Consider the following 13,010-nt stretch of genomic DNA (forward strand, 5'->3'; position numbering starts at 1 on the left):
GTTGCGAGGCAAGCACGCCTATCGGCAAGGCGATGGCCTGAACTCTCGCATGTCCTGATCAGGGATCCGCAGGATCGCGGCCGGTGGCGACCTGTCCATCTCGTGCAGCCAGCGATCGTCCCGTTCAAGATCACCGGGAGAGGGTGAAATGATCTCGACATCGATAACCGAAAGATCACCTGCCGAACCGTCGGCCCTCGCCAGGGACCCCTGGGTACGAGTGCTTCGACGAGATGGCTGCGTGCGGCAAAGGCCTCAGTCGCCGGCAGGATCCACGACGCAGGGTGATCCGAAGGCGGCTTCGATGACGGCACCTGCCGCAAGGCAGAGGTCCTCGCGGAAGCGCGGCGCGAGCAATTGAACCCCCGTCGGGATTCGCCCGCTCAATCCGGTAAAGACCGAGAGCCCCGGCAGACCGAGGAAGGGCACGCCGATTTGCGGGATCTGGGCGCTCCAGACCCGCTCGAATGCCGCATGGCCCCTGAGGTCCAGATCATCCTCGAACGGCAGATCGGCTGATACCGGCAGCAACACGACCGGATAGGTCTCCATGAAGAGCTGCCACTGCCGGATCAGGGTGGCTCGCCGGGTCAGCGCCTGGGAATAGGAGGCGAGGGTGGTGGAGCGCCCAAGCGCCTGGTGACCCCGCAAAACGGTGAGCGCGCCCGGATCGCCTTCCTTCTCGGCCGCGGCAAGCTTGGCCTCGTAGCCTTCGCCGATCCAGAGCCGGATCTGCAGCTCGGCTGCTTCACGCAGCGGCGGCAGATCCTCGACCTCCTCGACGATCCAGCCGGCGGCCTCCAAATGCCGGGCGGCTGCGCTTAACTTGGCGCGAATGGCCTCGCAAGTGCCGATCCTGCCCGGATCGAGGCAAAGAGCGACGCGTCTGGTGATGTCCGGCCCCGTCAGCGGCACGGGCGCCCACCACGGATCGCGCGCGTCCCGGCGCGACAGTGCCTTGAGCGCAAGTCCGAGGTCGTCGATCGAGCGGGCCAAGGGGCCGGATACCGCCGTGATCTGGCCGCCGATATCGCGCTCGGGAGACGAGGCGTTGTAGGCCGCCACCCGTCCGGGCGAGGGGCGCAGGCCGTGGACGCCGCAAGCATAGGCGGGATAGCGGATCGAGCCGGCTATATCGGTGCCATGCGCGATGGAGCCGATGCCGCTCGCGACCGCCGCGGCTGCGCCGCCGGACGATCCACCGGGCGTCAGCGTGGGATCATGGGGGTTCTTCGTATGGCCGTGCAGGCGGTTGCTGGTGAACCAGCGATAGGAAAAAGCCGGTGTGTTGGTCCTGCCCAGCAGGATCGCCCCGGCCGCGAGCAGGCTGTCGACGACGGGGCTGTTGTCCGCGGCCAGCAGATCCTTCTGCGAGGTCACGCCGTTGGTGGTGGCATATCCCTTTTGGTCCACATTGACCTTGACGGTAACGGGGACCCCTGCCAGCGCGCCGCCTTCTTCGCCGCGGGCAATGGCGGCATCGATCCGGCCCGCCCGTGCCAGGACGTCGTCGGGCCGCATGTCGACCACGGCGTTGATCGACGGGTTGACGGCAGACAGCCGGTCGAGTGCTGCCACTGCGACATCGCGTGCAGACACCTGCCTGGATTTGACGAGAGTGGCGATTTTCATCGCGTCCAAGCGCCAGAGTTCATTCATCGCGGTTTTCCGATTCCCTCAATCATGGCATGAAAGCAGAAATAGTGTCGGCTCGATGCCCATGGAGCAAGAAGGATCATGGCATCTCGCGCCGACGGCGGGCGAATTCGCTTCCGCGATCGTGGAATAGGGTGCAGCGCCATTTGCACGATCAGCTTCAATCATCAATGAGGATCCTGGATTGAACATGTCGCGTATCGGATCGAATCAGGCAGCGGCATGGCTGTTGCCATTGCTGTTTGCGAGCCTGTTCTTGGCGGCTCAGACGAGTTCTTTTGCCGCCGGAATCACGCCCTTGGCGGAAAAGGTCGGCCATCGCCTATCCTATATGAAGGATGTCGCTGGGTATAAGGCGCAAAATCACCTGCCGATCGAAGATCTGGCCCAGGAAGCCAAAGTCTTGGCCAGTGCCAAGTCCGATGCGGAGAAACTGGGGCTGGATCCCGCCACGGTGGAGCCCTTCATCATCGCCCAGATCAATGCTGCCAAGGCCGTCGAATATCGCTATCTGGCCGATTGGCTGGCGCAGCCCGAGGCGGGCTGGCAACCGCGCCCGCTCGACAAGGTACGGCAGGACATCGCCCGGTTGAGCCAGGACATTCTGCGGCAGATGGCGCAAGACCTCAAAAGCGGACGGTTCACCTCGGATGAGCGTTCCAGCTTCTTCAAGGCAGTACACGAGCCCAATCTGAAGGAATCGGACAAGCAGCAATTGTTCAGTGCCTTGCTGGCGATAAGGCTGGCGAAGTAGGAATTGAGGGGCTGCGCGTAGCGCGTCCTCAGATCATGGCGGCCATGGGTTGCACTGACCGCGGGGAGGTGCTGCTCCCCCCGTCATAATGCAGGGCTGGCGGCTCACGCGGTTCCCCGTTCAGTCACGATCAGCCGCGCGGCGAGGGCCGTGGCTTCCTCGGAAGAGGCGGCAATTTCCATGGCGATCCCGAAGGCCTTGGTGGCCATCGCTGTCTGGGCCCGGAGCGCTACGCGCTTCAGGCGATCGGGCTCGATGGCGATCAGGGACAGGCAAAGCCTGCCGAGAGCCTGCTTGTTCGCCTTGAGCCAGATACCCCTGCGCTTGCGATCCTCATGTTTTTCCTCCGCATGGCCGGCAGGAAAGACCACGACGAAGGGCTGGCCTTGCGCAAGAAGTGCCTCCATCTCGCTCATCCAGCGCCCGGCATAGCCCGGAACGATTGCCTCGGGCCGAGACCGAATGATCGGAAAGCCGGAAACGTCGTGGACGATGAAGGCCTGATGGTCGAGTGGCATAGTCGATCCTCGGTTTCGTAGTCAGATGGCGGTGCGTTCGCCGAAAAGGCGTTGTGCACCCTGCAGGGAGGCCGCGATCGCCGTATTGGCCCGCTGGCGCAGATCGTCTTCATAGGCGGCAATCGCTGTCGGAAGTGGCGACTTGCCGGTAGCGGCTAGGCTCAACCAGGTGGCGAGATGCGCCGCATCATCGAGCGCCGTGTTGGCACCGACGCCACCGGCCGGGCTCATCGCGTGGATCGCATCGCCCAGCACGGTCACGCGACTCGGCGCCCATGCGGGCAGGGGGCCGGCACTACGTATCGCAAGTGCAGCAATGGTCGATCGATCTGCTTTGGCAAACAGGGCGCGCAAACCACCGGCCCAGGAGCGGGCGAGGTACTGGACCCGAGCCGCCAGTGCCTCCCCATCCGCCTCGCGCAAGGTCGCCTCGTCCAGTCCCAGGCTCGTCCGCCGGCCAATGACGGCCCAATAGAGATAGTCCGCGATCGGCGTGAGCCCCGCCGTATCCAGCGGGAGGCGAAAGGTCATGGCATCGACGATCACCGCGAAGTCATCGGCGAAGATCACGGACGTACCGTCCAAGAGCGTGTCGGCAACCCGACCGTCGAAGGAGAGATGGGATTTGCCGTAGATGCAAACGGCGCCGGTATCCTTCGGCGCCAGCAGCGGCCAGCGTTGCCGACATACGGTGGAATTCACGCCGTCGGCGGCGACGAGGATGTCGGCTTCGCACGCCGTGCCGTCTTCGAATCCTATTGTAACCGCGCCCTCATTCCGCGTGTCGAAGCGGCGAAAGGCCTTGCCGAAGTGGATGCGGTCCTCAATGCCGCACAGGAGAATTTCCCGGAGGGTGAGACGGTTGGCGCTGAGATCGCCGTCGCTTGATGGGTCTGCACCCACCGCTGAGGGGCGCCAGTTGCCGGAAGGGCGACCTTCGACCGGCCCGAGTCGGGGATCGAGAAAACGTCCGTTCGAGTGGGAGACGGCACAGGTCTGGCGAAAGAGCTGGTTCAACTCGGGTGTCAGGCAGGCTGCGAGCGCCTGTCGGCCCGTCTCGTCGATCCTGATCCTGTAGCCCTGCTTCCTGCTGTCCGCCGCCTCGTCCCTTTCAAAGACGTCGAACGAGATGCCGTGCTGTCTCAGTCCCTGGGCGAGGCAGAGACCGCCCAGCCCTGCACCGATGATAGCGACATGAAAGGGCCGACCGGTCATGCAAAGCCTGTTCCGGAGCAGGGCGTCCGCGGCCATGGCCACGTGCCTGCCCTCATTCCTGTTTCGATGCGTCCTTGCGGTTCGTGGCAATGCCGCTCGGCCGGGAGACGCTCCTGCGTGTAGGTGACCAGGCTAGAGCGGCGCGGAAAATCCTGATAACGACATCTGGCCAAATAATAGTGAGAAGTGGCCAAGATGCAGTCTGATCTTCAGAGAATGGACTTCATCGAGCGGGCAGATGGACCGCCGCTGGTCGCGCTATGGGGTGGCGAGGAGCCGGAAAGCCGATACCGCCTGGGTACCCGCGAATATGATTGGCACAGCCATGTGCGCGGCCAGGTCTTTTGTGTCGAGAGCGGGCTCGTCCATGTACGCACGTCGCAGGGGTCATGGCTGCTGCCGCCTCACCGCGCCGGGTGGATACCGCCGGGAGAGGAACATTGGGCCAGCGTCAGCGGTGCCACCAGCGGTTGGAGCGTCGTCGTGGCTCCGGAGCAGGCCCGGCAATTGCCGGACCGGCCCTGCGTCTTCGGCATCAGCGAGTTGATGCGGGCATTGGTTCGGCGCGCCGTCGCCTGGACGATGCTGCCATCGCTGTCCCCCGAGCAGCAGCGCATCTTGCAGGTTCTGCTCGATGAGATCGCGCGCGCGCCGCATGAGCCGCTCCACCTGCCCATGCCATCCGACCCGCGGCTGGCGCGTATCGCTCGGGCTGTCCTAAGTGAGCCGGGCAGCACCCGCACATTGGAGCAATGGGCGACCTGGGGAGCGGTCTCCGCGCGGACGCTGCGCCGGCTGATGCAGGCCGAAACCGGCCTCGGTTTCGCGGCGTGGCGCCAGCAGGTCCGACTGACCCATGCCCTCGAAATGCTTGCCTGCGGGGAGCCGGTCGCCACCATTGCGGACGCGCTGAACTATGCCTCTCCCAGCAATTTCATTGCGATGTTCCGGCGTGCCTTCGGCGAATCGCCGGCGCGCTATTTCTCGGGACGCGGACCACGGGATTTCGAGAAGAGCGGCTAGGACATTTCAAGAAAGGTGGATGGAACATGTCATCGAGAAAACGTCCCGGTACGGCTTGTGGAACCAGCCGTATCGGGTGATTGCGGCTCTCCGGCGGAAGCGGCCAGGTTCAGGCTGGCTGGCGCCAATGGCGATTCGACTGCCATCTCGGCTTGAAGTGCTGGCACCAATTGCCGGCACTCGGCGTCCAATGCTTGGGCAGGCGGCCGGCGCGGGCGCAATCGGTGGCGCTGTAGGGAATGCCGCGTTCCGTCGCGCAGGCACTCAGTCCGATTGCCAGGCTGGCGGCCATCGCGGCCAGAATCAGTTTCGTGCGCATGAACATTCCCTCACTTTCGCGACGTGCCGGTGAACCTGAACCGGACGCCAGGGGTCGTCAAGTCGCTCCACGCCCATGGCGTGGCCGTTGTTCGCGATTGGCCTATCCCGCGTGGGATCGCGCACGCATGTCGAAGAAATAATCGCCTGGAAATCTCTCTCGTATCGCCTGATAGAGCTTCAGGTCATGGCCCAGCCGGGGACTGAGGCGTTCGTTCACCTCGTTCCTGTCGAGCGCGGCCATCTCGTCCGATGCCGGCGTGACGTTGTCGACATGATGGGGCAGCTCCTTGCCGAGGTAGAAGCTGATCGCCTCCAGGCTCTGCTTGTAGTTTTCGACCGTGCCGATATAGGCAAAGTCGTTATCGACATTTTTCAGCGCCGTCTCGAATTGTGCCGGGCCGACTTTCTGCTGGTCAGGGTATCCAGCCAGATATCGCGTGCTGTAATTATCGAATGTCACGTCATCGACATTGTCGAACGCATCGAAGATCGATGAGCGGGCGACGATCCTCGGGTCCTTCACGACATATTTCATGTAGAGGTAACATGAGATGGCATGGTCGATCGGGTCCCTCACGATCGAGACATATTGGTGGGGCCTGCCGGAATGCCGGTGAAGCCCGTACATGTAGTGACCGAATACGATGTCGACGTCATCGAGGGCGCTGTTGCTGAAGGTGTCGAACTGCTCTTCATGCAGGCAGGGATATTGATGATAGACCTGCAGCAACTGGATATCCGGATCGCTTTGCAGGGCTCGCCGGGTGCTGGTTCCGGCCGTCTTGGGAATATGCATGAAATAGACGGCCGGTCGCGTCGAATGGGGCCGCGGCTCATAACGGTGATAGCGGCGCTGAACCACACTGCCATTGACTGCGACCTCGATCAGGACGGTGCCGAGCTCGCCGATCAGATGTTTGCGGGGTTCGAAATAGACGTTCCAGCCGCGCGCGTAAGGCCGGTTGGTCGCGACGGGAACATCGGGTCGCTCACAGGTATCGACATAACCAAGCGGCTGTCGATTGACAAAAACGGAAAGTGAATCGATCGGGCGATGCGATGACACCCACCCTTCGATCTGGGTAATTCTATCACGCAGCGGATTTTTGTATTCCGTATCGATATAAGCAATCGCAGAATTATCCGTCATTGTTTCCATCTGGATCGTGTTTGGCCAACTCTATCTCGGAAAGCCCCATTTTGGACATATTCTCTACATGGTTGTTCAGTTTGTGCAAAGGAGAAATGAAGAAATGCGCATCCTTTCCCATGAAATCGGGGGGCTGTGCTTGTGATCTCGTTTGTGTGTGCCGTCGCTACTCAGAATGGTTGCGAAGATCGATGATGATTGCCGGGACGGGACTGCCTCGGAAGCTTATCCCGTTGAATTTCAACAGGAATATTGGAACGCAAGCGAGCGGAACGAATGTTCCCGGAAAGACCCCGGCATTTTTGACGGGTAGACTTGTGAGCTCCTTGCCGTAAGATCCTACCCAAGCTAGCAGGAGCGCCAAGGCTAGCGACTACGTTGTGGGGTTGTGGGTGTTCTTCTGCCAGGCGGTGCTTCACATAGCATCCAAGTGTAGATCTCACCTGTGAGAACTCGACGTTGATGAATTCAGGACCGGAGGAATTGAGTTGCAGGCTCATTCCTCCGTTTTCTGTTGCGGGTCCCTCTCCCGACAAGTCTGCCGGTTGTTCGATGCACCGGCCGCGGTCGGCCCTTTTATCGCCCGCTACGATCGCTTTTCCATCCGAACGGCACGCAATTGTTCACGCCGGCATTCTTCCGGCCTCTCGGCGTTATGGCACGTGGCACGCAGACATCAGCAAAACGCGTTGTAGACTTCCGGGTTGAACCGGCGGATCTCGCGCAGGGTGCGATAGAGCGGCGTCGACTTGGAGACGATGTAGCGCGGACTCACGGTGCCGCCGAAGCCGGAGAACAGCAGCATCGAGCCTGAATTGACCACACCATCGAAGTCGAAGGTCAGGCCCCGGGCGACCGCCTCCCGGATACCATGCCAGAGCAGCATGGGGATGACGCCATTCGTACTGTCGGCCGACCGGGTCGACAGCAGGTAGTAATAGGCCTTGCTGTCCCAGGCACAGAAGATGGCCGCCTTGGCCACGCCGCCATCCCGGGCCACCAGGAAGTGGCCGCGTCTACGTTCAAGGCTGGCTGTCGTAACCGCCTGGCAGGCCGCGAAATCGACATTGGCGCTTTCGTTGCGCGCTTCCAGATTGGCGCTCGCAAAGCGGAAGAAGTCCTCCGGATCCATGTCCTGCGAGACGAGGTAATGCTCCTCGGCCCGGCGGATCACGTTGCGCGTCTTGTCACGCATGCAGCGCCAGAGCTGTTGTTGTTCTGCCGGCTGGATCTCGAAGGTGAATTGTACCGAGACCTCGTAATTTTCGGCCTGGAAGGCGAGGGCATCTGAAATGCCCGCATGCATTTTCTGGCGGAAGGAGGCGATTGCCGGGAGTTTGCGCAGCAGCTCGCGGATGATCCCTTGTGTCTTCAGGAAGCGGTTCGGCTTCGATCCCTGGGATTCGACAACACCAGGGCCAAGGAAATGCGTCATCGGCGGCATGTTGGCGCTCTGGAGGCCAAGGCGCGATTCCAGGACATAGGGCAGGCGTCCGACGGTACGCCCTCCTTCCTCATGTTCCACGAATTCGACTTTCCCCCGCGTAGCCGCGTTCAGCCACCAATCTTCATGGAAGACGGTCGGGATCAGGGGGTCGACAAGGATGCCTGATGTCGCTTTTTCCAACACGCTGCCGGTGACCCAGTATGATTGAAATAATTATCGAATAATCGCGGCTCCTTGGTCGTTTACAGAATGATTCAGGCGGTGGTCAAGATTGTGGCTTCGAGTTGACACCCAACTTCCAATAATAATTCCTGGAGCATTATCCTTTTTCGCACATTAAAAATATTTAATTAAACCAAAAGTATTAGATTGGGTCTGCAGCAGGGTAATGCGCCCACCAAATTACCATTTCAGTTCTTTCCATTGCCAGCCCACACATGAAAAACCCGCCACGTTGCCGTGGCGGGGGAATTGTGCGTTACGGAAGGAGGCCCAATCTAATGGGCGGCTGTATCTCCTGCGTGGGGTTTGCCCCCGAAACGCTGCTTCACCCATTCGCGCAAGCCCTGGAAGAAGACATAGAGCATCGGAATTAGGAAGATGCCGAGAACGGAGGCGCCCACCATGCCGCCGAACACGGCCGTGCCCACGGCGCGGCGGCTGACCATGGCGGCGCCGGTGGCGATCACCAGCGGCACCAGGCCGAGGATGAAGGCGATGGACGTCATCATCACCGCTCGGAACCGCATCTTGGCACCGAGAATGGCGGCATCCCGGATCGGCAGGCCGGCTTCGCGCTGTTCCTTGGCGAACTCGACGATCAGAATGCCGTTCTTGGCGGCGAGTGCAATCAGCACCACCAGACCGATCTGGGCGTAGACGTCGAGGGAGAGCGTCGCGATGGGCATGCCCGTCATCGAGCCGACCCACGCCAGGAACTGTGGAACGAACAGGATGCCGAGGAAGGAGGTGAACACCGCCACCACTACCGAGAGCAGCACGGGAATGGGAATCACCCAGCTCTCATAGAGCGCCACCAGGAAGAGGAAGGCGAACAGCACGGCAAGGCCGAGGATGATGCCCGTCTGGCCGGAGGCCTGGCTTTCCTGATAGGAGGTGCCGGTCCACTCGAAGCCATAGCCAGGTGGCAGGGTCTTGGCCGAGACATCGGCCATCGCCGTCATGGCATCGCCCGAGGAGATGCCGGGCTTGGGCGAACCGTTGACGCTCACGGCGCGATAATTGTTGTAGCGCGCGATTGTCTGCGGCCCGAGCTGGGTCGAGATCGAGGTGATGGAGCGCAGCGGCACCATCTCGTTCTTGTTGTTGCGGATATAGATCTTCCACAACGCCTCGGTATCGTTGCGATCGCCGATCTCGCCCTGGATATTGACCTGCCAGGTACGGCCATAGAGGTTGAAATCGTTGATATAGGCCGAGCCCAGTGTCGCCTGCAGCGTGGCGAATACGTCCGACATCTGCAGGCCCAGGGCCTGGGCCTTGTCGCGATCGATATCGAGGAAGATCGAGGGATTGTTCGCGCTGAAGGTGGTGAACACGCGCGACAATTTCGGATCCTGGTTCGCGGCCGCGATCAGACCCTGCGCGACGCCGGCCATGGCGACCGGTTCGGCGCCTTCCAGATTCTCCAGCATGTACTGGAAGCCGCCCGTGGTGGACAGGCCGATGATCGGCGGCACGTTGAGCGCGAGCACCTGGGCGGTGTTGATCGACTGCGTCGCGCCGAAGACCCTGCCGATCAAAGTCTGGGCCGAGTCTGCCGCCTTCTTGCGGTCCTCGAACGGCTTCAGGCGCGCCACCATGAAGGCGCTGTTCGACTGGGCACCGCCATCGAGGAACGAGAAGCCGACGATCGCCAAATTGTCCTGGATCTGCGGCATCTGCTTGAGAATGCCTTCGACCTGTTCCACCACAGCGGTGGTTCGGTTGACCGAGGCGCCGTCCGGCAATTGCAGGACGATGAAGAAGGCGCCCTGGTCTTCCTCCGGCACGAAGCCGGTCGGCGTCTTTCCAGCGAGATAGTAAGTACCGGCAGCAAAGGCCGCGACGGCGACCACGCTGAGAACGGAGACACGCACCAGCCTCGTCACCACGGCGGCGTAGCCGTCGCGGACATTGTCGATCCGCCGCATCACCCAGGCCATGATGCCGCGCTTCTTGCTGTGGCGCAGGAAGACGGCGCACAAAGCGGGCGACAGCGTCAGGGCGTTGAGGGCCGAGATCAGCATGGCGGCTGAAATGGTGACGGCGAACTGGCGGAAGAGCTCGCCCGTCAGGCCCGGGATGAAGGCGATCGGCACGAACACCGACAGCAGCACCAGGGTGATGGCGATGATCGGCGCGGTGATCTGGCTCATCGCCTTCTTCGTGGCGGCGACCGGCGACAGCTCCGGCTCTTCCTCCATCACGCGTTCGACGTTCTCGACCACGACGATGGCGTCGTCGACGACGATGCCGATGGCGAGCACCAGGGCCAGCAGCGACACCGTATTGGCCGAATAGCCGAGCGCCAGCATCACGGCGAAGGTGCCGACCAGACTGACGGGCACGGCAATGGCCGGAATGATGGTGGCGCGCAGGCTGCCCAGGAACAGGAAGACGACGATCACCACCAGGATGAAGGCCTCGATCAGCGTCCGGATCACCTCGCCGATGGTGTCGGAGACGAAGGTCGAGGTGTCATAGACGATGGTGGAGGACAGCCCCTTGGGGAAATTCTTCTGAACTTCCGCGAGGGTCTTCTGAATTTCCTTGGATGTCGCGACGGCATTGGCGCCGGGCGACAGATAGATGGCGACGGCGACGGCCGGCTTGCCATTCAGGCGAGAGGTCTGGTCGAGATTCTGGGCTCCCATTTCGACGCGGGCGACGTCGCGCACGCGCAGCACGGAGCCATCGGGATTGGCGCGCACCACGATATTGCCGAATTGCTCCGGCGTGGCCAGGCGACCCTGGGTCTGCAGGTTGAGCTGCAATTGCTGGTCTGCGGCCGCAGGCTGGGCGCCGATGCGCCCGACCGGCGCCTGTACGTTCTGGGACTGGATCGCGGTGGCAATATCGGAGGGCTGCAGGCCCAGATTGGTCATGCGCTGGGTATCGAACCAGATCCGCATGGAATAGTTCTGCTTGCTGAACAAGCTGGCCTGGCCGACGCCGGGCGTGCGCGACAGCCGGTCGAGCACGTTGATCGCCAGGTAGTTGGTGATGAACAGCGGATCGAGCTTGGGATCGTCCGACGAGAACAGCACGAATTGCAGGATCGACGACGAGCGCTTCTGCACTGTCACGCCCTGGGTTCGCACCGTGTCCGGCAGCTTGGCGAGCGCGGCCTGCACGCGGTTGTTGACGTTCACCGTGTCGATGTCGGGATCGGAGCCGAGCGCGAAGGAGACGGTGAGGCCGTAGCTGCCGTCATTGCCGCTGTTCGACTGCATGTACAGCATCTTGTCGACGCCGATGATCTGGGCTTCCAGTGGCTGGGCCACGGAAGACTCGACCACGGAAGCCGAGGCGCCCGGATAGCTGGCGCTGACCTGGACCTGAGGCGGCACCAGGTCGGGATATTGGGCGACGGGCAGGAAGCCCATCGCCAGCGCGCCGGCCAGCGTGATGACGATGGCGATGACGACGGCAAGGCGCGGCCGGTCGATGAAGACGGATGAAAACATCTTACTTGGCCGCCCCATTGTTGGAGGCGGGGACCGGCGAGGGGGCGACCTTGATGCCTGGACGGACCTTCTGGATGCCGTCCACGATCACTTTCTCGCCTTCGTTGAGACCGGCCGAGACCATGGCGGTCGCCGGCGTCGTCTGGCCGAGCTGGACGCGCCGCTGCTCGACGGCGTTGTCGGGACCGACGACATAGACGTAGCTGCCCTGCTGGTCGGTCAGCACGGCACCGCGCGGAATGCCCAGAACCTGGATCGGCTCGACGCCCTCCAGCAGCACGGTGACGAACTCACCGTCGATCAGCGGGCGGCGGTTGATCTCGCCAGGCGTGGCGCCGGAGACGGTGGGGTTGGCGATTTCGCCGCGTAGCGTCACCGTGTCGGTGCCGTTGGCGATGGTCGGATCGACATAGTTGAGCTTGCCGTCCTGCTCATAGGTCGAGCCGTCGGGCAGCTTCAGCTTGATGCGCACGGCGGCAAAGCCGCCGCGGCTGCCGTAATATTTCGACATTTCCAGGAATTGCGGCGACGGCACCGGGAAGGTGACATACATCGGATCCTGGCTGACGATAGTGGCGAGCGTTCCCGAGGTCGGCCCGACAATGTTGCCGGTGGTGACGGCGTAGCGCCCGATCTTGCCGTCGATCGGCGAGGTGATCGTGGTGTAGTCGAGATTGATCTGCGAGGTGCGCAGCTGGGCATTCGCTCCCAGGATCTGGGCTTCGAGGGCCTGCTGCGAGGCGATTGCGGTGTCGACCGTCGACTGCTGGCCGGCAGGCGTCTTGAGCAGGGCCTGGGCACGCTCGGTCGTCAGCTTCGCGTTGCGAAGCTGCGCTTCATACTGGGCGATCAGGGCCTTGTTGACGTCGAGGGCGGCCTGGTAGGGCGGCTGTTCCAGCCGGAAGAGCACTTCGCCCTTCTTGACCTCGCGCCCTTCGGTGAACGGGGTTTCCTCGAGCTGGGCGGTGACGCGGGCTACGATGCTGACCCGATTGATCGCCTCGATGCGGCCGATGAATTGCTGGGTCTGGGTGATCGGCATCTTGGCGGCGACGATGAAGCCGACGGCCGGAGGGCCGGCATTGGGCATCTGAGCGGCGGCCGGCGAGACGAAAACCGGCACCATCGCGGTCGAGCCGAGCAATGCCGCGAGGGCGAGCATTGGTAGCGGGCGGGGCTGGGCGTAGGAATTGGAGGGAAGAAAACGCCGTAGGATTGCTGCTATCATCACGCGCCC

At 62.3% G+C, this 13,010-nt stretch carries 10 protein-coding genes; 2 read left to right on the forward strand and 8 right to left on the reverse strand.

The window, feature by feature from the left end; translation table 11 throughout:
• Positions 1 to 255 precede the first annotated feature (255 nt).
• Positions 256 to 1,659 carry an amidase family protein gene (locus U1R88_RS22340; protein WP_322433231.1) on the reverse strand — a complete coding sequence of 468 codons (1,404 nt, stop codon included), beginning with the start codon at positions 1,657 to 1,659 and terminating at the stop codon, positions 256 to 258.
• 187 nt (positions 1,660 to 1,846) lie between these two features.
• On the opposite strand from U1R88_RS22340, the gene U1R88_RS22345 reads away from it, so the two are divergent.
• Positions 1,847 to 2,410 (forward strand): chorismate mutase, encoded by a 564-nt coding sequence (locus U1R88_RS22345; protein ID WP_322433232.1) that lies wholly within the window; start codon positions 1,847 to 1,849, stop codon positions 2,408 to 2,410.
• Positions 2,411 to 2,514: 104 nt separating this feature from the next.
• On the opposite strand, the gene U1R88_RS22350 is transcribed toward U1R88_RS22345, so the two are convergent.
• Together U1R88_RS22350 and U1R88_RS22355 are read right to left on the reverse strand one after the other, a co-directional pair.
• On the reverse strand, positions 2,515 to 2,928 hold the full coding sequence (locus U1R88_RS22350; RefSeq protein ID WP_322433233.1) for a hypothetical protein: 414 nt from the start codon (positions 2,926 to 2,928) through the stop codon (positions 2,515 to 2,517).
• 21 nt (positions 2,929 to 2,949) lie between these two features.
• Entirely contained in the window at positions 2,950 to 4,143 is a 1,194-nt protein-coding gene (locus tag U1R88_RS22355; protein ID WP_322433234.1) for an FAD-dependent oxidoreductase, read from the reverse strand.
• A gap of 195 nt (positions 4,144 to 4,338) precedes the next feature.
• Between U1R88_RS22355 and U1R88_RS22360 the strand changes: the two genes are divergently transcribed.
• Entirely contained in the window at positions 4,339 to 5,166 is an 828-nt protein-coding gene (locus U1R88_RS22360; protein WP_322433235.1) for an AraC family transcriptional regulator, read from the forward strand.
• Positions 5,167 to 5,275: 109 nt separating this feature from the next.
• Here U1R88_RS22360 and U1R88_RS22365 read toward each other — a convergent pair whose 3' ends face one another.
• The 5 genes from U1R88_RS22365 to U1R88_RS22385 all read right to left on the reverse strand — a co-directional run bounded on the left by U1R88_RS22365 (position 5,276) and on the right by U1R88_RS22385 (position 13,001).
• Positions 5,276 to 5,485 (reverse strand): hypothetical protein, encoded by a 210-nt coding sequence (locus tag U1R88_RS22365; protein ID WP_156771536.1) that lies wholly within the window; start codon positions 5,483 to 5,485, stop codon positions 5,276 to 5,278.
• Positions 5,486 to 5,587: 102 nt separating this feature from the next.
• Positions 5,588 to 6,553: a sulfotransferase family protein gene (locus U1R88_RS22370; protein WP_322433236.1), complete on the reverse strand. Its 966-nt coding sequence runs from the start codon at positions 6,551 to 6,553 to the stop codon at positions 5,588 to 5,590.
• A gap of 760 nt (positions 6,554 to 7,313) precedes the next feature.
• Positions 7,314 to 8,162: a GNAT family N-acetyltransferase gene (locus U1R88_RS22375; RefSeq protein ID WP_322433237.1), complete on the reverse strand. Its 849-nt coding sequence runs from the start codon at positions 8,160 to 8,162 to the stop codon at positions 7,314 to 7,316.
• Positions 8,163 to 8,581: 419 nt separating this feature from the next.
• Positions 8,582 to 11,773 carry an efflux RND transporter permease subunit gene (locus U1R88_RS22380; RefSeq protein WP_322433238.1) on the reverse strand — a complete coding sequence of 1,064 codons (3,192 nt, stop codon included), beginning with the start codon at positions 11,771 to 11,773 and terminating at the stop codon, positions 8,582 to 8,584.
• A gap of 1 nt (position 11,774) precedes the next feature.
• Positions 11,775 to 13,001 carry an efflux RND transporter periplasmic adaptor subunit gene (locus tag U1R88_RS22385; RefSeq protein ID WP_322433239.1) on the reverse strand — a complete coding sequence of 409 codons (1,227 nt, stop codon included), beginning with the start codon at positions 12,999 to 13,001 and terminating at the stop codon, positions 11,775 to 11,777.
• Between the last annotated feature and the right edge of the window lie 9 nt (positions 13,002 to 13,010).

Origin of the sequence: Labrys sedimenti, assembly GCF_034424805.1 — a bacterium.
GTDB lineage: Bacteria > Pseudomonadota > Alphaproteobacteria > Rhizobiales > Labraceae > Labrys > Labrys sedimenti.

What these genes read in the sequence shown, in the direction of transcription:
- U1R88_RS22340 (WP_322433231.1), bottom strand. Translation starts at nt 1,659, where the DNA reads ATGAATGAACTCTGGCGCTTGGACGCGATGAAAATCGCCACTCTCGTC.
- U1R88_RS22345 (WP_322433232.1), top strand. Translation starts at nt 1,847, where the DNA reads ATGTCGCGTATCGGATCGAATCAGGCAGCGGCATGGCTGTTGCCATTG.
- U1R88_RS22350 (WP_322433233.1), bottom strand. Translation starts at nt 2,928, where the DNA reads ATGCCACTCGACCATCAGGCCTTCATCGTCCACGACGTTTCCGGCTTT.
- U1R88_RS22355 (WP_322433234.1), bottom strand. Translation starts at nt 4,143, where the DNA reads ATGACCGGTCGGCCCTTTCATGTCGCTATCATCGGTGCAGGGCTGGGC.
- U1R88_RS22360 (WP_322433235.1), top strand. Translation starts at nt 4,339, where the DNA reads ATGCAGTCTGATCTTCAGAGAATGGACTTCATCGAGCGGGCAGATGGA.
- U1R88_RS22365 (WP_156771536.1), bottom strand. Translation starts at nt 5,485, where the DNA reads ATGCGCACGAAACTGATTCTGGCCGCGATGGCCGCCAGCCTGGCAATC.
- U1R88_RS22380 (WP_322433238.1), bottom strand. Translation starts at nt 11,773, where the DNA reads ATGTTTTCATCCGTCTTCATCGACCGGCCGCGCCTTGCCGTCGTCATC.
- U1R88_RS22385 (WP_322433239.1), bottom strand. Translation starts at nt 13,001, where the DNA reads ATGATAGCAGCAATCCTACGGCGTTTTCTTCCCTCCAATTCCTACGCC.